The sequence below is a fragment of the Bacillus mexicanus genome, from assembly GCF_050445615.1.
Taxonomy (GTDB): domain Bacteria; phylum Bacillota; class Bacilli; order Bacillales; family Bacillaceae; genus Bacillus; species Bacillus mexicanus.
The window spans coordinates 259,471-282,536 of record NZ_JBCEYV010000002.1 but is presented as its reverse complement, the minus strand read 5'-3'; the positions used below and the strand labels follow the sequence as shown (position 1 = coordinate 282,536).

The 23,066-nt window shown below is 40.5% G+C and carries 22 protein-coding genes and 1 other RNA gene; 18 read left to right on the top strand and 5 right to left on the bottom strand.

All coding sequences use genetic code 11. The features are described 5' to 3' along the window. Positions 1-38 precede the first annotated feature (38 nt). The 10 genes from AAGG74_RS11105 (at position 39) to AAGG74_RS11060 (ending at position 11,787) form a co-directional block, all read left to right on the top strand. Entirely contained in the window at positions 39-3,131 is a 3,093-nt protein-coding gene (locus AAGG74_RS11105; RefSeq protein WP_429675436.1) for a lantibiotic dehydratase, read from the top strand. Further along, a complete protein-coding gene (locus tag AAGG74_RS11100; protein ID WP_429675435.1) occupies positions 3,122-4,966 on the top strand; it encodes an ABC transporter ATP-binding protein in 1,845 nt (614 codons plus the stop codon). Before AAGG74_RS11105 ends, AAGG74_RS11100 begins: the two co-directional genes overlap by 10 nt. Then, the gene (locus AAGG74_RS11095; protein ID WP_429675434.1) at positions 4,939-6,267 is read left to right on the top strand and encodes a lanthionine synthetase C family protein; all 1,329 of its coding nucleotides are present in this window, start codon (positions 4,939-4,941) and stop codon (positions 6,265-6,267) included. Before AAGG74_RS11100 ends, AAGG74_RS11095 begins: the two co-directional genes overlap by 28 nt. 73 nt (positions 6,268-6,340) lie before the next feature. After that, positions 6,341-6,511 (top strand): gallidermin/nisin family lantibiotic, encoded by a 171-nt coding sequence (locus AAGG74_RS11090; RefSeq protein WP_003220055.1) that lies wholly within the window; start codon positions 6,341-6,343, stop codon positions 6,509-6,511. 474 nt (positions 6,512-6,985) lie between these two features. Further along, entirely contained in the window at positions 6,986-7,483 is a 498-nt protein-coding gene (locus AAGG74_RS11085; RefSeq protein ID WP_429675433.1) for a NisI/SpaI family lantibiotic immunity lipoprotein, read from the top strand. Positions 7,484-7,496: 13 nt separating this feature from the next. Continuing rightward, complete coding sequence (locus AAGG74_RS11080; RefSeq protein WP_429675432.1) at positions 7,497-8,213, top strand: lantibiotic protection ABC transporter ATP-binding protein; 717 nt, start codon at positions 7,497-7,499, stop codon at positions 8,211-8,213. Next, positions 8,210-8,965 carry a lantibiotic immunity ABC transporter MutE/EpiE family permease subunit gene (locus AAGG74_RS11075; RefSeq protein WP_429675431.1) on the top strand — a complete coding sequence of 252 codons (756 nt, stop codon included), beginning with the start codon at positions 8,210-8,212 and terminating at the stop codon, positions 8,963-8,965. The genes AAGG74_RS11080 and AAGG74_RS11075 overlap by 4 nt, the downstream gene beginning before the upstream one ends. 1 nt (position 8,966) lies before the next feature. Continuing rightward, entirely contained in the window at positions 8,967-9,737 is a 771-nt protein-coding gene (locus AAGG74_RS11070; protein WP_429675429.1) for a lantibiotic immunity ABC transporter MutG family permease subunit, read from the top strand. Positions 9,738-9,754: 17 nt separating this feature from the next. Then, positions 9,755-10,417 carry a response regulator transcription factor gene (locus AAGG74_RS11065; protein ID WP_225493332.1) on the top strand — a complete coding sequence of 221 codons (663 nt, stop codon included), beginning with the start codon at positions 9,755-9,757 and terminating at the stop codon, positions 10,415-10,417. Further along, a complete protein-coding gene (locus AAGG74_RS11060) occupies positions 10,408-11,787 on the top strand; it encodes a HAMP domain-containing histidine kinase (protein WP_429675428.1) in 1,380 nt (459 codons plus the stop codon). The genes AAGG74_RS11065 and AAGG74_RS11060 overlap by 10 nt, the downstream gene beginning before the upstream one ends. A 30-nt stretch (positions 11,788-11,817) precedes the next feature. Here AAGG74_RS11060 and AAGG74_RS11055 read toward each other — a convergent pair whose 3' ends face one another. From AAGG74_RS11055 to rghR, 4 genes are all read right to left on the bottom strand, one after another. Then, complete coding sequence (locus AAGG74_RS11055) at positions 11,818-13,518, bottom strand: methyl-accepting chemotaxis protein (RefSeq protein ID WP_429675427.1); 1,701 nt, start codon at positions 13,516-13,518, stop codon at positions 11,818-11,820. A gap of 125 nt (positions 13,519-13,643) precedes the next feature. Further along, a complete protein-coding gene (catR, locus tag AAGG74_RS11050; RefSeq protein WP_084993400.1) occupies positions 13,644-13,970 on the bottom strand; it encodes a catDE operon transcriptional regulator CatR in 327 nt (108 codons plus the stop codon). A gap of 91 nt (positions 13,971-14,061) precedes the next feature. Next, positions 14,062-14,481, bottom strand: a complete 420-nt coding sequence (locus AAGG74_RS11045) for a helix-turn-helix domain-containing protein (RefSeq protein ID WP_162103572.1) — start codon at positions 14,479-14,481, stop codon at positions 14,062-14,064. Positions 14,482-14,509: 28 nt separating this feature from the next. After that, positions 14,510-14,917, bottom strand: a complete 408-nt coding sequence (rghR, locus tag AAGG74_RS11040; RefSeq protein WP_162103571.1) for a transcriptional repressor RghR — start codon at positions 14,915-14,917, stop codon at positions 14,510-14,512. A 152-nt stretch (positions 14,918-15,069) separates the two neighbouring features. Between rghR and AAGG74_RS11035 the strand changes: the two genes are divergently transcribed. Then, entirely contained in the window at positions 15,070-15,303 is a 234-nt protein-coding gene (locus AAGG74_RS11035) for a helix-turn-helix domain-containing protein (protein WP_162103570.1), read from the top strand. A 34-nt stretch (positions 15,304-15,337) separates the two neighbouring features. On the opposite strand, the gene AAGG74_RS11030 is transcribed toward AAGG74_RS11035, so the two are convergent. After that, positions 15,338-16,114 (bottom strand): alpha/beta fold hydrolase, encoded by a 777-nt coding sequence (locus tag AAGG74_RS11030; protein WP_429675425.1) that lies wholly within the window; start codon positions 16,112-16,114, stop codon positions 15,338-15,340. 141 nt (positions 16,115-16,255) lie between these two features. Here AAGG74_RS11030 and secG point away from each other — a divergent pair, with 141 nt between their 5' ends. The 7 genes from secG (at position 16,256) to azoRB (ending at position 23,048) form a co-directional block, all read left to right on the top strand. Beyond that, positions 16,256-16,486, top strand: a complete 231-nt coding sequence (gene secG, locus AAGG74_RS11025) for a preprotein translocase subunit SecG (protein WP_003220028.1) — start codon at positions 16,256-16,258, stop codon at positions 16,484-16,486. Between the two features lie 131 nt (positions 16,487-16,617). Next, positions 16,618-17,358, top strand: coding sequence for an alpha/beta hydrolase (locus AAGG74_RS11020; protein WP_429675424.1), 741 nt, complete (start codon positions 16,618-16,620; stop codon positions 17,356-17,358). A gap of 18 nt (positions 17,359-17,376) precedes the next feature. Further along, the gene (gene rnr / locus AAGG74_RS11015) at positions 17,377-19,722 is read left to right on the top strand and encodes a ribonuclease R (protein ID WP_162103568.1); all 2,346 of its coding nucleotides are present in this window, start codon (positions 17,377-17,379) and stop codon (positions 19,720-19,722) included. A 142-nt stretch (positions 19,723-19,864) separates the two neighbouring features. After that, complete coding sequence (smpB, locus tag AAGG74_RS11010) at positions 19,865-20,335, top strand: SsrA-binding protein (RefSeq protein ID WP_225493335.1); 471 nt, start codon at positions 19,865-19,867, stop codon at positions 20,333-20,335. Between the two features lie 176 nt (positions 20,336-20,511). Continuing rightward, positions 20,512-20,873: a transfer-messenger RNA gene (gene ssrA, locus AAGG74_RS11005) on the top strand. Between the two features lie 298 nt (positions 20,874-21,171). Next, positions 21,172-21,966, top strand: coding sequence for an SDR family NAD(P)-dependent oxidoreductase (locus AAGG74_RS11000; protein WP_429675423.1), 795 nt, complete (start codon positions 21,172-21,174; stop codon positions 21,964-21,966). A 446-nt stretch (positions 21,967-22,412) separates the two neighbouring features. After that, positions 22,413-23,048 (top strand): FMN-dependent NADH-azoreductase AzoRB, encoded by a 636-nt coding sequence (gene azoRB / locus AAGG74_RS10995; protein ID WP_162103565.1) that lies wholly within the window; start codon positions 22,413-22,415, stop codon positions 23,046-23,048. Positions 23,049-23,066: the final 18 nt, after the last annotated feature.

Sequence of the window (23,066 nt, the reverse complement as noted above, 5' to 3'; positions counted from 1 at the left end):
TATATGACGTGGATAAATATGGGGGGCTATAGACTAATATGAAATCCTTATATACACCTATAGATCATTATATGATTCGGATTCCTTTAGTACATCAAGACTTAAAAAATGAGAATTCTCACGATATCGATCAGTTTTTACATGACCTTTGCAACGATTCATTGTTTCGTGAACAAATACTGGTATCCAGCAGGACGCTATACGAAACAATGAATACTTTCCTGCAATCGCCGAATAAATTAAAAGGGAAAAAAAAGCGCAACTTTCAGCAGGCCATTTTGAAGTATGCAACAAGAAGAGCAACGAGAACCACACCTTTTGGCCTTTTTTCTTCGGTAGGAATAGGGTCTTTCTCCAATAAAAATCAATTGTCTTTTAATGAAAACTCATTTTACAAAAAGGCCCGGGTTGATTTTAATTGGCTCTATCAATTCATGAGAAAACTGGAAAACGAATACACCGACCGACTTTCTTTCGTATTAAATTCCGCTTGCTATATGAAAGGTGACCGGGCTTACTTGTTGTACAGCACAGATGGAACATCTGAAGAAGTTAGTGTTCGGGCGACTTCGGTTTTCCATTTGGTAAAAGAACTTTGCGGTGAATCTACTGCTTATCAAGATGTGATCCGTTGTTTGGTAGATAACTATCCAAATACTCCAATCAATAAAATTAATCAGTATGTAACAGACCTTATTGACAAAGAGTTCTTGATATCAAATTTACGTCCGCCGATGACTGTTTCAGATCAATTTCAGTATGTAATTGTTCAAGCAGAAAACAGCCATATTCCGAATGATCTCATTCAGGCTTGTAAGAACATTCAAGTTCAGATAGATACATATAATCGAATCACGATCGGAGAGGGGGAGCATCAGTATGTAAATGTGATTGAAACAATGGATAAACTCATAAAGACATCATCTCCTCTGCAAGTAGACGCTGGATTAGCAGATTCCTCTATACAACTAGATCACGAAACATCTCTTGCCATAAGTGAATTGGCCAGTATGTTTACTTATATGGCTTCTCCCTCCGCGAAGAACGCAGACCACTTAGAAAAGTACAAACATGTTTTTTTGGAGCGCTATGGATATGAAAGAGAAGTTCCGCTTTTAGAAATGCTTTGTTCAAACGCTGGCATCGGTGCGCCTGCTACCTATACGAATCCTGCTAATGAATTCTTTGAAGAAATATCATTTCCGGATCAATTTTCACCTGAAATGAAACAATTTTTTATGAAAAAGTATTTTGAATCAGTTAGAAAAAAAGCTCCTATTCAATTAAATGACGAAACATTTCATAACATATGCAATGCTACCGTTTCTGATGAAGAGATCCCTTTATCACTTGAACTCAATTTCTTTGTTAAATCACGAAATGGGAAAGTCATGCTTTATTTAGGTCCTAACGTGGGATCAACCCGCGCAGGGAAAACATTTGGTAGGTTTTCCTATATGTCTGATTCAATCAGTGGAGTTATAGAGACCTTACATAACAAAGAGAAAGAGTTAACAGAGAAACATTCGAAAGTTTGCGAGTTGAGCCTTGTACCTAATCAGGTCAGGTCTGGAAATGTAACAAGAAATGTAAGCTACCGAGAAAAAGAAATGTCTCTTTTTACGAATAGCGCTCTGCATCTTAATGATTCCGTCAAAGCAGAAGATATTTTAATTGGAATCAATAAGAATGATATTTTTTATGCTAGACATAAAACAACTGGCGAAATTCTGTCTTTTGAATCAAATCATATGTTTAATCCGTTGTTAATGACAAACGCTTTACGATTCTTATTAGAAATTTCAAGGGATGGAAAAAGAAAATGGAGTGACTTCCCTTGGGTTGGCATCTATAGTGATTTCAAGTATATTCCTGAAATCAAATATAAAGAAATAACCGTATCATGCGAACAATGGCTGATATACAAAAGTGATGTAAGCATACACTCGAATTCATCACTAAAAGAGGTGAAATCTGCTTTTTTTGAATTTCATCGTACTTATGAACTGCCGCAAACATTTTATATCGTTAATGCAGACAATCGTTTATTGATTGATATAGAGGATGATCGTACTTTGGAGGTTTTTTTCTGGGAACTGAAAAAAACGGACCATAACCAGCCATTGCAACTTGTGGCTGCTGAGCGTGATGTAGATACATTGATGGATAGAGTCCAACATGTCTATTCTGGAGAAATCGTCGTTCCGCTGCTCAGAAAACAGCCAGAAAAACCATTGGATTTACCGGTTTTTAACGCAATAGAAGAAAGTGGTTCCGACAGAATAAAAATGCCATTTGAAGATTGGCTGTTTATTAAGCTTTATTGTAATCAAACAAGGGAAGAAGAGTTAATTGCTTTTGAAATAGCGGATTTTTATAACCAGATTTCTGATCAATATCCAGTCAGACATTTCTTTATGAGGTATCGGGATCCAAAACCTCATATAAGATTTAGATTGAATGGAAAAGCCGAAGTGCTGTACAGCTTGTTTCCTCAACTATTGAATTGGCTGAAAAGCTTAAGAGAAAAAGGGCTGGTTTCAGAGTCTGTTATCACTCAATACGAGCGGGAGATAGAACGATATGGCGGGCTAAGCCTTATGGAGGCTGCAGAACAGCTTTTCTGTGAAGATAGTAAAGTTGTTGAAACGATGATTAGAATGCACCGGATGAAAGATATTACGATAAGCAAGGAAATTGCAGGCATGGTTTCGGTGATACAGTTTTTAGAACAGTTCGAGCTAACGTTTGAAGAACAGTTAACATTTTTAGAGAGAAATTCCTTGCAAAATGAGTATCGTACTGAATTTAAAAAGGATAGAGAACTGTATATTGAGATGTGCAATTCTGATCGAGATTGGGATCATCTTAAGAAAACAAGTGATGGCAGTATACTATATGAAACGTTGAAAGCAAGAAAAATGGCTACAGCTCATTATGCAAGTTTCATCAAAAAGGCATTTGATAGTAAAGATGAGGTTTATTCACGCATAGGAAGTGTCATCCATCTGCATTGCAATCGTTTATTCGGAACTGACAGAGAACTAGAAAATAAAATTCTTACTCTATGCAGACATTCTTTATATGCGCAACGATATCAAAAGATGAATGGTAGTTTAGCATGGAAGTAAAGGAACAACTGAAGCTAAAAGAGCTGCTGTTTATCATGAAACAAATGCCTAAGACGTTCAAGTTGATTTTCACCTTAGAAAGATCACTGTTTTTAAAGTTGATTGTATTCAGTATTATTACCGGTATTCTGCCAATTGTTTCACTATATATTTCACAAGAACTGATCAATTCCCTTGTGACGCTCCGGAAAGATGTTTCAATTGTTATCACCATTTTCTTGACATATCTAGGGGTATCTTTTTTTTCGGAGATCATTTCGCAGGTTTCCGAATTTTATAATGGTAAATTTCAGTTAAATATTGGTTATAAGCTCAACTATAAAGTCATGAAAAAGAGCAGTAATTTAGCTCTCAAGGATTTTGAAAATCCAGAAATATACGACAAGTTAGAGAGGGTAACGAAAGAGATCAGTTATAAGCCCTATCAGATTATTCAAGCCATCATTACAATGATTACATCATTTGTGACGCTGCTCTCATCAATTGCGTTTTTGATGTCGTGGAATCCTAAAGTCTCTCTCCTGTTGTTGGTTATTCCGGTCATTTCTCTTTTCTATTTCTTGAAAATTGGGCAGGAAGAATTTTTCATACACTGGAAAAGAGCGGGAAAGGAAAGAAAGTCTTGGTATATCAGCTATATACTCACACATGACTTTTCTTTTAAAGAATTAAAATTATATAACCTTAAGGATTATTTATTAAATAAGTACTGGGATATCAAAAAATCATTTATAGAACAAGATACAAAGATATTAAGAAAGAAAACGTATTTGAACCTCATATATGAGATTGCAGTGCAATTAGTTGGAGCTGTCATTATTTTTATTGCCATCATGTCTGCTTTTGCGGGAAAAATAATGGTCGGTAATGTAATGAGCTATATCAGATCGGTTTCGCTGGTACAAAATCACTCACAATCTATCATGACAAGCATTTATTCGATCTATAACAGCAATCTCTATATGAATCAATTGTATGAATTTCTGGAATTAAAAGAAGAGAAAAGTAAAGGTCACAAGAAGCCAATTGTTGAGCCAATTCATTCTGTTGTATTTCAAAATGTCAGCTTTATCTATCCCAATCAAGGAGAACAGACAATGAAACATATTAACGTTTCCTTGCATAAAGGAGAACGTGTAGCCATTGTCGGGCCAAACGGATCAGGGAAAAGTACATTCATTAAGCTCCTTACCGGCCTATATGAAGTTCAGCAGGGCGACATTTTGATTAATGGAACAAATATTAAAGAACTGGATATGGAAAGTTATATGAACCAAATTGCAGCGCTATTTCAAGACTTTATGAAATACGAAATGACATTAAAAGAAAATATAGGGTTCGGACAAATCGATAAACTACATCAAACAAACAAAATGCATGAAGTTCTCGATGTTGTAAAGGCTGATTTCTTAAAAAGCCAATCTTCCTATCAATTCGATACACAGCTCGGACTATGGTTTGATGAAGGAAGACAGTTATCCGGTGGACAATGGCAAAAGATTGCTTTGGCAAGAGCTTATTTTAGGGAGGCTTCTTTGTATATTTTGGATGAGCCCAGTTCTGCGCTGGATCCAATTGCAGAAAAAGAAACCTTCGATACTTTTTTCAGCTTGTCAAAGGATAAAATAGGTATATTTATTTCCCATCGATTAGTTGCTGCCAAACTTGCAGATCGAATCATTGTAATGGATGAAGGAGAAATTGTAGGAATAGGATCACATGAAGAGCTATTAAAAACATGTCCGTTATATAAAAAAATGGATGAATCCGAGAACTATATGAATCCATTAGAGGAGGAAGGCACCACATGGAAAGAGACACTGTATCAAGGATAGAAGTTGAAATTGTGAAAGAAATGGCTCGTCAAATTTCTAATTACGATAAAGTGCTTGAAATCGTGAATCAAAAAGATAATTTTCGCAGCATCGGTGAAGTTCCACTGATCCCTTGGAAGTCAACTGCTTTGAGTCATGGGATACCTGGTATTTGCATGCTATATGCCGAATTGCACGCCCATTTTCCTGAGGAAGGATGGGACGACCTAGGACATCAATATTTATCGATTTTAGTAAATGAAATAAAAGAAAAAGGGCTGCATACTCCTTCAATGTTTTCTGGAGCAGCGGGCATTGGGCTGGCAGCAGTCTGTTTATCGCAACATTTCACCTATTACAATGGTTTGATTTCTAGTATTAACGAGTATTTGGCTGAAACCGTACCTCAATTGCTATCTGATTTTGAACAGCGGCAAGTGTATATGAGTGACTACGATGTGATAGAAGGAGTTAGCGGAATTGCAAGCTATCTGCTGTTATTTCAAGAAGATGAGACTATGGGAGATTTGTTACTTGATATTTTAACCTACCTGGTTAAGTTAACCGAAGACATTACCTTAGATGGAGAAACAGTTCCTGGGTGGCATATTCCTTCTCAACATCAGTTTACTGATATTGAAAAAAAAGCTTATCCTAACGGCAATTTTAATATGGGATTAGCACATGGAATACCTGGTCCTATTTGTGTTCTGTCTTCAGCACTCATGCAGGGAATTGAGGTAAAGGGGCAAGAAAGCGCGATTGAAAAAATGGTGGACTTCCTACTGCGATTTTCTGAAAAAGAAGAGCAAGACCGCTTGTTTTGGAAGGGAATCATTAGCTTTGAGGAATATCAAAACGGATCTCCGCCTAACGCAGTCAATTTTAGAAGAGATGCTTGGTGTTATGGGAGACCTGGTGTATGTCTAGCAATTGTTAAAGCTGGAAAAGCACTTCAAAATACTGAACTTTTAAATATCGGAGTAAGGAATTTAAGATACACAATATCTGATATAAAGGGAATTTATTCTCCTACTGTATGCCATGGTTATAGCGGTATCGGTCAGATTATGCTTGCCGTCAATCAACTCACCGGACAAGAGTATTTTAAGGAAGAGCTTCAAGAAATCAAACAAAAGATTATGAGCTTCTATGACAAGGATTATATCTTCGGATTCCATAATTATGAATCAATGGAAGGGGACGAAGTGGTGCCTTTGCAGTACGTTGGTCTGTTGGATGGCGCTGTAGGTGTAGGGTTATGGGTGTTAAATATGGAATTAGGATCAAAAACAGATTGGACAAAAGCATTATTAATTTAATAAAAAAAGGAAAAAATGATAAAATCTTGATATTTTTCTATTACTATATAGGTATTGAAAGGAGGTGACCAATATGTCAAAGTTCGATGATTTCGATTTGGATGTTGTAAAAGTCTCTAAACAAGACTCTAAAATCACTCCTCAATGGAAAAGTGAATCACTTTGTACACCAGGATGTGTAACGGGTGCATTGCAAACTTGCTTCCTACAAACACTTACTTGTAACTGCAAAATCTCTAAATAAGTAAAACCACTAATCACCTTGCCTCGACTCCTTGCACTTCTGAGCGTCATACATACTTATCTTTTTAGAGTTGAGACATGTGAAAAGCAACGGGTGTGAAAGAGTATATATTTCACACCCGTTTTTTATATTCAGCTTCATGGGGGATAAAGGGGCCATTGACAAGAGATGAATGAATCAAGGGTTCTTAACAGGTTTTGTTGGTAAGAATATTTGTAAGGCAATCATTATTATCTGGAGATGAATATCCGTCTAGAGTAAGGAGTGTGACTTGATCACACTTTTTTTATTTGGCATGTGATCGTGGATCTGGCCGCCCAAATGACTAAAGTTCCCACTTTGAAATGTTTTTTGATTAAATTTTGATAAAAGTATTCTAGAATGGTCTGCATCCGGTAAAAAGGCATCTTCATAGGGCGAAATAAAATCGACAATTAACAGCGTTTGGGGAATTTCATAAGATTGAGGTGGTGTATGTTGTTTTTGAAAAGATGTGTAAACCTGTTAGGCTGTTTCATTGTTTTATGTACGTTATCAGCGTGTCAATCATTCACAAAGTTTAAAGATAAGGTTGTTGAAGAAACGAAAAAAACAATGCATTTTTCTGTTGATAATGAAAACGAGACATCTGAAACAATGGAGAGCTTGATTGATAAAGGGAAACTCGATCAAGTGGTCTACGACGATAAACTTTATCAGCTGAAAGATAAAGTTGATGAAGACAAAAAAGGAAAAGTCATTGGGGCTATAGGCCAGACCTTCTTTGTAGATGGTGATGGAAAGAGATGGTCGGAAGAAGAACTAAAAGAACCATATATCACTAATGATCCGGATGAAATCAGAGAGAAAAAACCATTACGCTATGGGAAGGTTTACAGGACAAACGAGGAAACTGATGACAACGAGGAAATCATTGTTGAGTTTAATCGTGAGTATTATCGAGCGGTTTTCATAAAGAATGAAACGGAATAAGGGAGAGAGTGACATGAGTACAGTCTTATTAGAAACCAAAAGTCTTACAAAAAGGTTTGGCAAAGAAACAGCTGTTTCAGATGTTTCATTAACTGTTCAAAAAAACAGCATTTACGGTCTGCTGGGACCAAATGGAGCTGGAAAATCGACAACCCTAAAAATTTTAACGGGAATTTTACAGAAAACGTCAGGTGAGGTTTTCTTTGACGGACATAAATGGAAACGATCTGATCTGCAAAATATCGGATCGTTAATAGAATCTCCGCCTCTTTACGATAATTTAACAGCATTTGAAAATGTGAAAGTACATGCCACGCTGCTCGGCCTTTCCGAAGATCGCATACACAGTGTGCTAAAGACTGTGGATATGCTGCATGCTGGGAAGAAAAGAGCAGGGCAGTTTTCGATGGGAATGAGGCAGCGGCTTGGAATTGCAATCGCCCTATTAAATCACCCTACATTATTAATTCTTGATGAACCTACGAACGGGTTAGATCCAATAGGAATACAGGAACTTAGAGACCTTATTCGCTCATTTCCTCAGGAGGGAATCACGGTTATTTTATCTAGTCACATTCTTTCAGAAGTAGAGCAAATTGCAGACCATATCGGTATTATCGTCGGCGGTCATCTCGGGTATGAGGGAAAAATAAACGAGGCGGATGATTTGGAACACTTATTTATGGAAGTGGTAAAGGCAAGCCGTGAAAAAGAAGGTGTAAAAAGATGATAAATTATATAAAAGCCGAAAACCTAAAGTTTAAGAGGACGTTTTCTAGAAAAATGATTATCTTTGTACCTCTTCTTAATATAGGTTTTTCTTTTTTAATGAACGTTCAGTTTTTTGTATCAGGTACTTATAACTGGTGGTCTATTTTGTTTATGCCGGTAATGATTGCTTTATTTTGTTCTTTATCTCATCAAAAAGAAAAAAAGGCCTCCGATTATAATGGGACGTATTCATTGCCTATAAATCTGGGGAAAGTATGGTATGCTAAAATTATTATTATTGTCATTTATTCACTATTATCTCAGATTGTATTTTTGATTTTTATGTTACTCATGGGATGCGTTATCGCTGATTTTGCCATTATTACGCTTTCTACAATCGCTGCAAGCTTGTTGCTTTGGTTAACAAGTCTTTGGCAGATACCACTCTGTTTATTTGCGGCCAAAAAATGGGGGTTGACAATAGCGGTAATGTTAAATCTGGTAGGAACCTTCGTTCTTGGTATTATGCCGGCCTCTCGTTCCTTTTGGTGGTTCATTCCGTGGAGCTGGCCAATTCGAATGATGTCTCCAACTATCGGTATTCACCCTAATGGCCTGCTGCTTGAGAATAATGATCCTTTATTGAGTTGGCTGGTCGTCCCTCCTGCTATAGTGATTTCTATTCTGTTCTTTTTGATACTGGCATTTTTCACTAGCCGTTCATTTGCTCCTTCCATCGATTACAGAACAAAAAAGCAGGGGGCGATGTAAGGTGAGATTGCTTTTGAGGTGTTTACAAGCTGATTTCCAGAAAACCAAGCACACCTCCTTTATTTGGTTGCATTTTATTATTCCTATCGTTTGTTCATGCGTATTGATCCTCTATTTTTATGGGAGAGATCAAAGCCAATTTCACTTGTATAAGTCTTTTATGGAAGCTATTGGAGTAGCATTGCCGCTGCTCATCGGGGTGCTGTGCGGAATGACTGCAACCTTAGAAGAACAGGCGGGGAAATTTCATGTGTTACTAGGGAGTACAGCTCCGAAAGTGATTGCTTATGTCAGTAAATTGTTCATGCTGCTTATCATGGAGGTTTTCTCTATTGGTTTAGCGCTATTGATCTATTTCATAGGGCTAAAGTTTATTTTAAACGTGCCGGATTTGTCTTACGATATTTTTATCATGGGTGGTGCCTGGCTAGTTGCGGGCAGTGTAGTCTTGTATTGTATTTACTTTTTTATCAGCTGTATGTTTGGAATGGGAGCTTCTGTCCTGATAGGAGGAGCCGGCCTGCTCATGACAGCTCTAATGAACACTGGACTGGGCGATGCGATATGGAAATATAACCCGTGGGCTTGGGGGGTTAGATTGTCAGATTTACATGGGTTACTCCACTTTAAAGAAGTAAATCAAGGGGATCACCCTTTGTTGATGCATGAAATACATTCAGGTGTATTGATAATGGTTTTTGGTATAATATGTACAATTATTGCCAGTCTTATTTGGTTTAGTAAATGGGAAGGCAGAAAAACATTTGAATAGTATGAGGGGGCCGGGAAATGGCAAAAATCCTTGCTGTCGATGATGAAAAAGATATTCTTGTCCTGATACAAAATATTCTGCGCCGTGACCAGCATCAAGTTGACATGTTAGATCATGTTCATGGACAGCCGCCCGATGTATTTCAAGGATATGATTTAATTTTGCTAGATGTAATGATGCCGGATATTGACGGATTTGAGTTATGTGAACAGATACGGCCTTTGGTTGATTGTCCCATTTTATTCCTCACGGCTAAAACGGAAGAGGAAGCGATAGTAAAAGGGCTTATGACCGGCGGAGATGATTATATTACAAAGCCGTTCGGCGTTAAAGAGCTTAGTGCCCGAGTGAATGCTCATTTAAGAAGGGAACAGAGAGATAAACATCAATCGAAGAGAGTGATCTCCGGTTTTTTATTTGATTTTGATAGTAAAGAGGTATGTATCAATAACAACAAACTTAACCTAACAAAAAATGAATATAAAATCTGTGAATTTTTAGCTCAACATAAAGGGAGAACATTTTCGAGAGAACAAATTTACGAGGAGATTTATGGATTAGAGGGGAATGCCTTGTATTCAACCATTACTGAATTTATCAGAACGATCCGAAAAAAATGTAAAGAGCATCACGCAGACCCCATCAAAACGGTATGGGGCGTTGGGTACAAATGGGAATAGGTGTGAAGGGCCGGAAAACGCTTCTTAGGGAACTGGTAAAGTATATGGTGACCCTATGTGTGAGTTTAGTCGTACTTGCACTGCTATATATTTTTGTGAATACGATCGCGATGAACACAGGTTTCTCACATCCAGCGAATTATAATGAACGAGAAGCGGAAAAACTTGCGCCGAAGCTGGAAACCGTCGAAAAAGTAACTGCCGATATGATTCCTGATACAATGTCATATGCCATCCTCAACAAAGAAACAAAACAAAAAACGGCTGGGACTATTCAAGAAAAAGATCTGCAGCTGGTCAAAAAGAAGATTGAAAAAAAACCGTATGTCAATTATAAGCAAAAAGGATATTTGGTGATTGATAGAGGTAATGAATATTGTGTTTTGCAATATTCACTACGGGCCGATTTCGGTTCGCCTTTACTAAGAAAATACCTTCCTAATTATGAATTAACGAGTATTTGTATTTTGATTATCTTGCTCATTATAGTGATCTCTATTATAACAACCTACTTTGCGAATCGGTTAAGAAAGCATTTTGAGACATTGAACGTAATCACCCGATATATAAAAGAGCAAAATTTACAATTCACTCCCGAATTTACACATATTAAGGAATTCGATGATGTGATTGACTCTTTGATTGAAATGAGAGATGCACTTCAGTCCTCACTTGAGGCACAGTGGCGTTTGGAAAAAAACAAAAAAGAACAAATAGGCGCTTTGGCGCATGACATCAAGATTCCGATTACGATTATTAAGGGAAATGCTGAATTACTCAGCTTGTCAAAACAAAACGAAGAACAAGCTGAGTATACAAAATATATTCTTGGAGCAGGAAATCAAATTGAACAATATATTTATCAGCTCATTCACCTGTCGAGAACGGAGGATTCCTTAACGATTCATTTTGAAAAAGCATCTGTAGAGAAGTTGACAGAAACGTTACAGAAAGATATATCCGCCTATAAAGGAAATAAAAAGATAAACATTGTGTTCAAAAAAGAACATCTATTGAAAGAAGCGCAATTAGACCGGCAATTGTTACATAGGGCATTATTGAATATCTTAACAAATGCAGTTGACTATACACCGGAAGGCGGAACCGTCTCAGTACATGCAAAATGTGATTCTAAGTCTTTTTATTTTTTTGTGAGAGATACAGGAAGCGGATTTTCGGAAATAGCACTAAAAAAAGCAACAGAACTATTTTACATGGATGATAAGAGCCGCCATTCTAAAGGACATTATGGAATGGGATTGACGTTTGCTAAAAATGCAGTGAACCTTCACAGCGGAGAACTTGCTCTTGGAAATACTAAAGCTGGTGGAGGAGAGGTTCGAGTAAAAATCCCCTTAAATAAGGAATAAACCCAAGCCCTAACGGGGCGTGGGTTATTTTTAAATGGTAAACTGATCCATTCTCTCATTCAGCTTTTTCGCCAGCTGTTCAAGCTCTTCGGCATTCTCAAGCACTTGATCCAACGAGTGGGCGGATTGCTCGGTAATCGAAAATGTTTCTTCAATGCCGGCGGCAGACTCTTCAGATACAGAAGCGATGTTTTCAATCGACTGGTTGATGGTAATCGATTGGTTTGTTAACTGCTTCAGTCCATCCGTTACTTCCTTAATGCGGTCTGTCACATTGGTGACGGATTGTTTAATATGCTGCATAGCCTGTCCGGTGTCTGTCAGATTATCCGTTCCTTTTTCTACTTCTGTAAAACTGCTTTCCAAGTACTTAATAACGGTGTGGATTTCCTGCTGTGTGCCGCTTACAATCTGGGTAATATCCTGCACGGAATCAGAAACACCGTCAGCCAGCTTTCTGACTTCCTCAGCCACAACGGCGAAGCCTTTGCCGCTTTCTCCGGCGCGGGCAGCTTCGATTGCAGCGTTAAGTGACAGCAAATTTGTTTGCTCGGCAATTCCGTTGATAACTCGAACGAGCTTGTTGATATCCTGAGAATGCTGCTCCAGCGCCCTTACTTTATGCACAGCTTCTTGAACGATGTCATGGATGGTTTTCATTTGCTGTAATGATGTATTCATATTTTCGTTTCCGTTTACCGCGAGTTCGAGAACGCGTTGAGACGTACCGCTGATGGTGATCCCGTGATTATAGGCTTTATCAATACTTTCTGTAAATTCATTCATTGATTCGGCAATTGTCACGGCGTCTTGGGCCTGCTGTTCAGAGCCTTCAGCCATTTCATTCATCGTTTCGGTAATATATTTGCTGCCAGAGCTTGTTTCATTCATTGCGGTTGCCAACACCTGAGAAGATGAAAGAACTCGGCTTGATATTTCTTTGGAGTATCCGACAATATCTCTCAGACTGCCTACCATTTTTTGCAACGCTTCATTCAGATCGCCCAGTTCGTCTTTTGAATTGAGCGGCTCCATGTCATTTGATAGATCTCCCTCGGCAATTTGATTGGCGGATTTCTTCATTCGAATAATAGGTTTTACAATATTTCGCGTGATATAAAGCCAGATGAAAATGCTGATTATGATCGAAGCTGCCAAAAGCAAAGCCGTGTAAATAATCCCCTTATGGTATACATTCTTCGTTTCTTTTACCGCTGTGCTGCTGCCTTCTTTATTAAGGTCAACGAGCTGAGTGACAGATTTTTTCATATTTTCAAAGCTGGCTTCAGTCTGCGCTAATAAACCCCTTGCTTTGTCCATGTCATTCGTACGGCCGCTTTCTATAATTTGCTTATGAATATGAGTATAGGTACTTACTTCCGTTTGAAGCTGCTCAAACAATTTCTGTTCTTTATCATTTGAAATCGTTTTTTGGTAGCTATCAAGCTTTTGATTGATGTCTTCCATGACCTGATTCATTTCTTGATCAAGCGTATTCATTTTGTTTTTATCTGTGAGAATTAGAAAATCTTTTTCTTTAGAAGACAGGTGCTCGGTTAAATAATTAATCGATGTAATATCTTTAATGCCGTCAATCCATTTTGTGTCGATTTCATCTGTCTTTTGAATGATATGCTGCATATTAAAAGCGCCTATTCCGCCTATAAGTAAATTGATCAGGATCAGTGTCAAAAATACCAGACTGAATTTGCGGGAAATCGTCAGTCGCATACAGTGTTCTCCTTTAAGAAACGTAATGTGTAGATGCACTATATATCGGCGGAGAAATCACTTTTTTATGTGGAAAATAAAAACAGCTCCTTTTCTCATTTCTGAGATCAGAGCCGTTTTAGCAATTAGCTAAGAAAGGAAGGGTCAATCCAATCGGTCGCCCATTTGGAAATCTCTCCTAAAATGGGGGCGAGCGCCTTTCCTTTATCAGTTAATGAATATTCGATGCGAACCGGAGTTTCCGGGATGACATCCCGCTTTACCACTCCTTCAAGCTCAAGTTCTTTCAGCCTTTCTGACAGAACTCTGCCGCTTAGATTTGGAAGTGCTGCTTCAATTTCACTGAATCGCTGCGACCCATTCAAGAGCTGAAATACGATCAAGGCGACCCAGCGTTTACTCAAGATGTCGACTGCTTTTTCAAATCTAGGACACATTTCTGATTGGTTCATTCTTTTCACCTCGTCTGTCACTATTATAACGCAAATAACGAGGGAAGGTATGCAGGCGTGATTTGTCACATGCAGAAAGAGAAACAGGGGATTAGGATGAGGAGGCGCGTTTTTTCGCTTCAGAAGCTAAAAAATCGAAGTATTTGCTGAGATTTTCAATATCCTGCTTTGAAAGGTGCTCCCACTTTTGGCTATTGAAAATCGGGAGGTGTTCAGCTCCGCGAGTGACAGCCGTCTGGTAAATGTCATAAATGGATTGATAGTTTTCTGATGCTTCGCGGATTGCTTCTGGAAAGGTCTGAATATGGCCTGCGGCAGCCATCAGGTTTTCGTAGGGCACTTTCAGTACAGACGCCAGTTTTTTAATGGTGGAAGGTTTTGGTGTGCCTCGTTTGCCGTTTTCAATCTTTGAAATGGTGGCCGAGCTGATGCCTGAATACACCGCAAGCTGATTCACTGTCAGCTTGCGGGCGCGGCGCAGCTCCCGTAATTGCTGTCCGAACGGTGACATGGTGATCGCCTCACATTTCTATCAAGAGTTAGTCATCATCAGACCGTTTTTTGGCTTCATCTGAAATAAACGCAAAATAATGATCCAGCATGAGTAAATCTTCTTTATTGAGATATTGCCACTTTTCGGTCTCAAGAAGAGCAAGGTTTTTCAAGTCGTAGACCTCCGCTTTTTCAAGCAGCTTGCACTTTGTTTCATAAGAGGCCCTGGCTTCATGCACTTCTTCGATGTAACCAGCCTTATACATAAGCCCTTCATAAGGAATTTTTAAGGCTGCCGCCAGTTTTTTGATGGTTGCAGGTTTGGGGACACCTCGTTTGCCGTTTTCGATTCTCGAGATGCCGGCTGCGCTTACACCTGAATAAGTCGCAAGCTGGTTGACTGTTAATTTTCTCTCTTCACGTAATGCCCGCAATTGTTCGCCAAAGCTTTCCATATGTCTCACCCCGTTCCTCGCTGTTACTCATATTCTAGTATGTTTATTGACTAAAGGGAATAGGTAGGTTGGAAATGTATTGACAAAAGTTAACATAAGCCGTAATGTAAAAGTATAGAAAAAAGTTTTTCCAGAAACGGAAGGTGAGGAAAGTGCCGGTAGAAAAGATACAGATTAAACGTGATTATGTCTTGCAGTATATGGTCAATAATGATTATTCTCTTAATCAGCTTGCGCTGGAAATCGGAGTCTCACCCGCCACACTCAGCCGTGTGCTGAATGGAGAAAGACGGCCGGGGCAGCTTGTAATCGGTAAAATGCTTCACTATTTTAATTTGAAATTTGAGGACCTTTTTTACTATGATTTTATTGACAAAAGTCAATAAAGGACTATAAAAACGCAAGGAAACCAAGCGTTTTTTATCCCTGTGAATGATGTGTCAGCACAAACCCTGTCACCAGTTCGTTGCATGTTTTCCATTGTTTTGTCGGCAGCTGATGCCCCTGATATTCCAATCTGAAAAATTCGGCATGGCTGCATGCTTTGCGGTAATAGTTTGAGGCTGGGAAGGTCCAGTCCCGCAGGCCGCCATACATGAACAGCATCGGCATGTTTAGGTGGGGCAGCTGTTCAATGCAGTTGTAGCTAAGTGAATCCTGATAATACTGATGCCAATGGGCAAGGTTTGCTTTTTTCATATGATATGTTAATAAGTTCCGAAGTTCTTTGTTATTTGTGTGGCTGACAGCAAGGATTTTTATGAGCAGCCAGGCGTTTTTCTCAAGCAGATACATCCCCGACTTGTGAATCTTCTCTCCAATTATGTTATGAACAGCGGGGTAAGCGCCGGACAGAACAAGATGCGACACTTTGTCCGGGCGGGTGAAGCCGATGTGCTGCGCGATTAAGCCGCCGGCGGAATACCCGAATAGCACAGCCTTATCAATGTGCAGAGCGTCCATGAATTTCACGATTTCGTCTGCGTAATAAGAAATAGAGGCTGGCTGATCCGCATGATCGCTGTCACCGTGGCCGCTTAAATCGGGAAAAATCACCCTGAAATGCTCGGAAAGAAAGCGCTGATAATAAAAAACCTTGCGCCCCATGCCCGGCGGATGGATGAAAATGATCGGAATTCCCTGTCCATATTCCTCATAATAAAGATGTTTTCTGCTGGCCATGCTGATAAGAGGCATTGTTTTTCTCCTTTTGATTTTCGTATGAATAGGGTAACCAAGATAAAACGCCCTTATCCCGCGTCTGATACAGCGTGACATGCCATCCCTTTTCATGTAAAATAGAAGTAATGTAGGCCAGTGAGTCTGGAGGTGTAAGGGATGCACGCAGTTTTGATTACCTTATTGGTTATCGTCAGCATTGCACTTATTATTGTCGTTTTGCTTCAATCCAGTAAAAGCGCCGGATTATCTGGTGCGATTTCAGGCGGAGCGGAGCAGCTCTTCGGGAAACAAAAAGCAAGAGGTCTTGATTTGATTTTGCACCGCATCACGGTTGTGCTGGCAGTCTTGTTTTTCGTGTTAACGATTGCGCTTGCTTATATTTTATAGGGCAATGTTTGTATAAGGTCTGATGTGAAGTCAGGCCTTTTTCACGTTTCAGGCTGATATTCAGAGCGTTTTTTTCTGATCAAACTGTGGAAAACTAAATTGACCGTGCAGATAGAAAGGGAGACATGAGCATGAAAGTTGTGACACCAAAACCATTTACATTTAAAGGCGGAGACAAAGCGGTGCTTTTGCTGCATGGCTTTACAGGAAATACAGCGGATGTAAGAATGCTGGGGCGTTACTTGAATGAACGGGGCTATACATGCCGCGCGCCTCAATATGAAGGACATGGCGTGCCTCCTGAAGAACTTGTACATACAGGGCCTGAAGACTGGTGGAAAAACGTGATGGATGGCTATGAATCCTTAAAATCTGAAGGCTATGAGAACATTGCCGCCTGCGGACTGTCGCTTGGCGGGGTTTTTTCGCTGAAATTGGGTTACACTGTACCCATAAAGGGAATTGTCCCAATGTGTGCGCCGATGCATATTAAGAGTGAAGAGGTCATGTATCAGGGCGTCCTTTCATACGCTCGCAATTATAAAAAATTCGAGGGGAAAAACCCGGAGCAGATTGAAGAGGAAATGAAGGAATTCGAAAAAACGCCGATGAACACGCTCAAGGCGCTGCAAGACTTAATTGCTGATGTGCGGAATAATGTCGATATGATTTATTCACCGACATTTGTGGTGCAGGCCCGGCATGATCACATGATTAATACCGAAAGCGCCAATATCATTTACAACGAAGTGGAAACTGACGATAAGCAGCTGAAATGGTACGAGGAATCAGGCCATGTCATTACGTTAGACAAAGAACGTGATCTCGTCCATCAAGATGTGTATGAATTTTTAGAGAAGCTCGATTGGTAATCAACAGGAGGTTGGATAATGGAAAAAGAAGCATTTATGGAAAAGCTTCTCTCGTTTATGAAGGAAGAGGCGTACAAACCTCTAACCGTTCAGGAACTTGAGGAGATGCTGAATATTACGGAAGCCGAGGAGTTTAAAGAGCTCGTCAAAGCGTTAGTCGCCTTGGAAGAAAAAGGGCAGATCGTCCGGACGAGAAGCGACCGTTACGGCATTCCAGAGAAGATGAATTTAATAAAAGGTAAGATTTCAGCGCACGCAAAAGGATTTGCCTTTTTGCTGCCTGAGGATACGTCATTAAGCGATGTGTTTATTCCGCCAAATGAGTTGAATACAGCAATGAATGGCGATATCGTCATGGTTCGGCTGAATTCACAGTCAAGCGGCTCCAGACAGGAAGGGACCGTCATCCGCATTTTAGAAAGAGCGATTCAGAAGGTTGTCGGTACGTATACAGAAACGAGAAACTTCGGCTTTGTCATTCCGGACGACAAAAAAATCACGAGTGACATCTTCATCCCGAAAAATGGGAAAAACGGAGCTGCGGAAGGGCATAAGGTTGTTGTCAAGCTGACGAGTTATCCTGAAGGCCGCATGAACGCCGAGGGCGAGATTGAAACCATTCTAGGCCATAAAAATGATCCGGGCATTGATATTTTATCGGTCATTCATAAGCACGGCCTGCCGGGCGAATTTCCTGCAGATGCAATGGAACAGGCATCAAATACGCCTGACACCATTGATGAAAAAGACTTGAAAGACCGCCGTGATCTTCGTGATCAAGTGATTGTCACCATTGATGGCGCGGACGCGAAGGACTTGGATGATGCGGTTACCGTAACCAAGCTTGATGACGGAAGCTACAAGCTTGGCGTTCACATTGCTGATGTCAGCCATTACGTAACCGAAAACTCTCCGATTGATAAAGAAGCGCTTGAAAGAGGAACGAGTGTGTATTTGGTTGACCGGGTCATCCCGATGATTCCGCACAGACTGTCAAACGGCATTTGTTCTTTAAATCCAAAGGTTGACCGCCTGACACTTTCCTGTGAAATGACGATTAATAGTCAGGGACAGGTGACAGAGCATCAAATCTTCCAAAGTGTCATCAAAACAACGGAAAGAATGACATATTCAGATGTGAATAAAATTTTGGTTGACGATGACGAAGAGATGAAACAAAAATACGAGCCTCTTGTCCCGATGTTTAAAGATATGGAGCGCTTAGCCCAAATTTTGCGCGACAAGCGGATGAACCGCGGTGCCGTTGATTTTGATTTCAAGGAAGCAAAAGTGCTTGTTGATGATGAAGGCGCGGTGAAAGACGTTGTGATCAGAGAACGTTCTGTCGCCGAGAAGCTGATTGAAGAATTTATGCTTGTGGCGAACGAAACGGTAGCGGAGCATTTCCATTGGATGAACGTGCCGTTTATATATCGGATTCACGAAGAGCCGAACGCTGAAAAGCTGCAAAAGTTTTTAGAGTTCGTGACGACATTTGGCTATGTGGTGAAAGGAACGGCGGGGAATATTCATCCGCGTGCGCTACAAAGCATACTGGACGCTGTGCGTGACAGGCCTGAAGAGACTGTTATATCTACTGTCATGCTTCGTTCGATGAAACAAGCGAAATACGACCCGCAAAGCTTAGGGCACTTTGGCCTGTCGACGGAATTCTATACGCATTTTACATCTCCGATCCGCCGTTATCCAGACTTAATCGTCCACCGTTTGATCAGAACGTATTTAATCAACGGCAAAGTCGATGAAGCGACACAGGAAAAGTGGGCAGAACGCCTGCCGGATATCGCTGAGCATACATCAACGATGGAACGCCGTGCAGTTGACGCCGAGCGTGAAACGGATGATTTGAAAAAAGCGGAATACATGCTTGATAAAATCGGTGAAGAGTTTGACGGCATGATCAGCTCTGTAACAAACTTCGGAATGTTTGTCGAGCTGCCGAATACAATTGAAGGACTTGTTCACGTCAGCTTTATGACGGATGACTACTATCGCTTTGATGAACAGCATTTTGCGATGATCGGCGAGCGGACGGGCAACGTCTTCCGCATTGGGGATGAAATCACAATCAAGGTTGTCGATGTCAATAAAGACGAGCGCAATATCGACTTTGAAATCGTCGGTATGAAGGGTTCTCCGCGACGTCCGAGAGAACTTGACAGCAATCGGAGCAGAAAACGCGGAAAGCCTGCCAGAAAGCGCGTCCAAACCACTAATACGCCTGTTTCACCAGCACCGACTGAGGAAAAAGGGGAATGGTTCACGAAGCCGAAGTCGAAGCCGAAAAAGAAAAAACGCGGTTTTCAAAACGCGCCGAAACAAAAACGGAAAAAGAAGAAATAACAGCACAACCAGCAAATAGGGCCGCGGCGCTCTATTTGCTTTCTTTCGGAAACAGCTTTTCATTGTAGCGGTACGTGACATTTGGTAAAATAGAGCGTATCGCAAAAGGTGGACAGTTTTTCCTTAGAGAGGAGGTTCTGGCATGCCAAAAGGGTCAGGAAAAGTATTATCTCAAAATAAAAAAGCCAATCACGATTATTTTATAGAAGAAACCTATGAAACAGGCATCGTCTTGCAAGGAACCGAAATCAAAGCGATTCGTGCAGGCCGTGTAAACCTAAAGGATTCCTTCGCCAAAATTGAGGGGGGAGAAGTGTTTCTCCACAATATGCACGTCAGCCCATATGAGCAAGGTAACCGCTATAACCACGATCCGCTCCGGACGAGAAAGCTATTAATGCACCGCAAGGAGATTAACAAGCTGATCGGGTTAACAAAGGAAAAAGGCTATTCTCTCGTACCGCTGAAGCTATATTTAAAAAATGGCTTTGCTAAAGTGCTTCTCGGCCTTGGAAAAGGGAAGAAGAACTATGACAAACGAGATGATCTGAAGCGCAAGGACGCGAAGCGGGAAATCGAGAGAGCGTTTAGAGACAGTCAAAAAGGCTTCTAAAGGCATAGTGCTTGATCCAAAAATCAGGCCTGTGCTATACTGTGTTCACGATCGGATCACAGCGTGATTCATTTGAAGGATTTGACAATTGAAAAGCGCCAGAATCGTGTTATAATAAGACTATAGCCAGTTGAGTGAAAGCTTGATAATTTTCTCCCGTATTTCCCTTATAACAAGGGGACGTTACGGATTCGACAGGGATGGATCGAGCTTGAGCTGCGAGCCGAGAGGCGATCTCGTAAACACGCACCTAAATATAACTGGCAAAACTAACAGTTTTAACTCAAACGTAGCACTAGCTGCCTAATAAGCGCAGCGAGCTCTTCCTGACATTGCCTATGTGTCTGTGAAGAGCACATCCAAGTAGGCTACGCTTGCGTTCCCGTCTGAGAACGTAAGAAGAGACGAACAGACTAGCTCTCGGAAGGCCAGCCCGCAGGCAAGAAGATGAGTGAAACCCTAATATGCAGGCTACGCTCGTAGACGCTTAAGTAATCGGTGTCTCTGGACGTGGGTTCGACTCCCACCGTCTCCATACATAACGCCGAAACCGCAGTGTTATCAAGGCTTTCAAAGCCTTCGATAGCACTGCGGTAACATTTTGGCAACATTTTTATGTCCAATCCTTTGAGCAATGACCAAAGGATGGCATCACTTAATGAAAATAAAGCAGAACCTCTGATGAGGTTCTGCTTTATTTTTTTTCGGATCACAGGCACTAAAAAGTACGTACTTCTATTTCAATCCCAGCTGTTTCATACTGATTGCAGAGCAGCTGTTTCACTAAACGCATTTCTGTCAATAAATAAGAGGAACGTAAAACGGAGGGATGAAGCATGAAGCTGAATTTACAAGGAAAAACTGCCCTGGTGACAGGTTCGACATCGGGGATTGGCAAAGCCATTGCTTCTTCGTTAGCTGAAGAAGGCGCGGCAGTGATCATCAATGGGCGCCGAGAAGAGAAAGTGAATCAGACGATAGAAGAATTGAAAACGCAACATTCAGAAATGGTCCTGTATCCGGCTGCGTTTGACTTGGGAACAGAAGAAGGCTGCAACGAGCTGTTTCAGGCATATCCGCACGTTGATATTTTGGTTAACAATTTAGGGATTTTTGAACCGGCGGAGTACTTTGATATTCCCGATGATGAATGGTTTCGTTTTTTTGAAGTGAACATTATGAGCGGAGTAAGGCTGACACGTAAGTATTTGCACAATATGATCGAGAAAAAAGAAGGGCGTGTCATTTTCATTGCCAGTGAAGCGGCGATTATGCCGTCTCAGGAAATGGCCCATTACAGTGCGACAAAAACGATGCAGTTGTCCATTTCCCGCAGTTTGGCGGAGCTGGCAACCGGCACGAATGTCACAGTCAACACTGTTATGCCGGGTTCTACCTTAACAGAAGGTGTGGAAACCATGCTGAATTCGCTGTATCCGGGTGAAAACTTGACTGTTCAAGAAGCTGAGGCTCGTTTTATGAAAGAAAACCGGCCGACATCCATTATTCAAAGACTGATCCGGCCGGAAGAAATCGCTCACTTCGTGACATTTTTAAGCAGCCCGCTATCATCTGCGATCAATGGCGCCGCGCTTCGAGCGGACGGCGGTTTGGTACGCAGTGTCTTTTAAACCTCTCTCAAAAGGAGAGGTTTTTTATTTGCAGTGGATTTTCAAAAATTCGATTTGGTCTTATTTGATGGCTGTTTAATGAATATTTATGTTCTCTTAAAGGAAAATCATGCAACAAAGTAATCGTGTGTTGAATTTCTTAAAAGCGACTAAATGAGAAGGGTTTTACACATTTACACATTTAAAGGTCATATAGTTAAAATTGCTGAGGACAATGAAAGAACCATAACTTTCAAGTTATATGTCTCTTATGAAAGAGCTCAGCGCGATGTGTGCGAAGTTGCGAATAACTATTGAGAAGTGAAATAATCTTTAATTCAAGATGTTTTGCTTGAAAGTAATTTTTATTGTCTCTATAATAAACCCTAAGAGAGAAAGAATAATGACAGCGCATCTGGATGATAATAATTGATGTGTGATTTTTAAAAACGAAAGGGCTGGTAAAAATGGCAAAAGTATTGTATATCACTGCTCACCCGCATGATGAAGCAACTTCTTACAGTATGGCAACAGGTAAAGCATTCATCGAATCTTACAAAGAAGCGAATCCAAATGATGAGGTTGTACATATTGATTTGTACACTGAAAACATCCCGCACATTGACGCAGATGTCTTCAGCGGCTGGGGCAAGCTTCAGTCAGGCACAGGATTTGACGAGCTTTCTGAAAGCGAAAAAGCGAAAGTGAGCCGTCTGGGAGAGCTTAGCGATCAATTTGCTTCTGCTGATAAGTATGTATTCGTGACTCCTTTATGGAACTTCTCATTCCCGCCAGTAATGAAAGCGTATCTTGATTCTGTTGCAGTTGCAGGAAAATCATTCAAATACACTGAACAAGGTCCTGTCGGCTTGTTGACAGACAAAAAAGCAATTCATATCCAAGCGCGCGGCGGCTACTATTCAGAAGGCCCTGCGGCTGAAATGGAAATGGGCCACCGTTATATCGGCATCATGATGAACTTCTTCGGCGTCCCATCCTTCGATGGCATTTTCGTAGAAGGGCAAAATGCAGAGCCTGATAAAGCACAGCAAATCAAAGAAGACGCGATTGCGCGTGCGAAAGAAGCAGGAAAAACATTTTAATGAAAAAGCCTCCCTTTT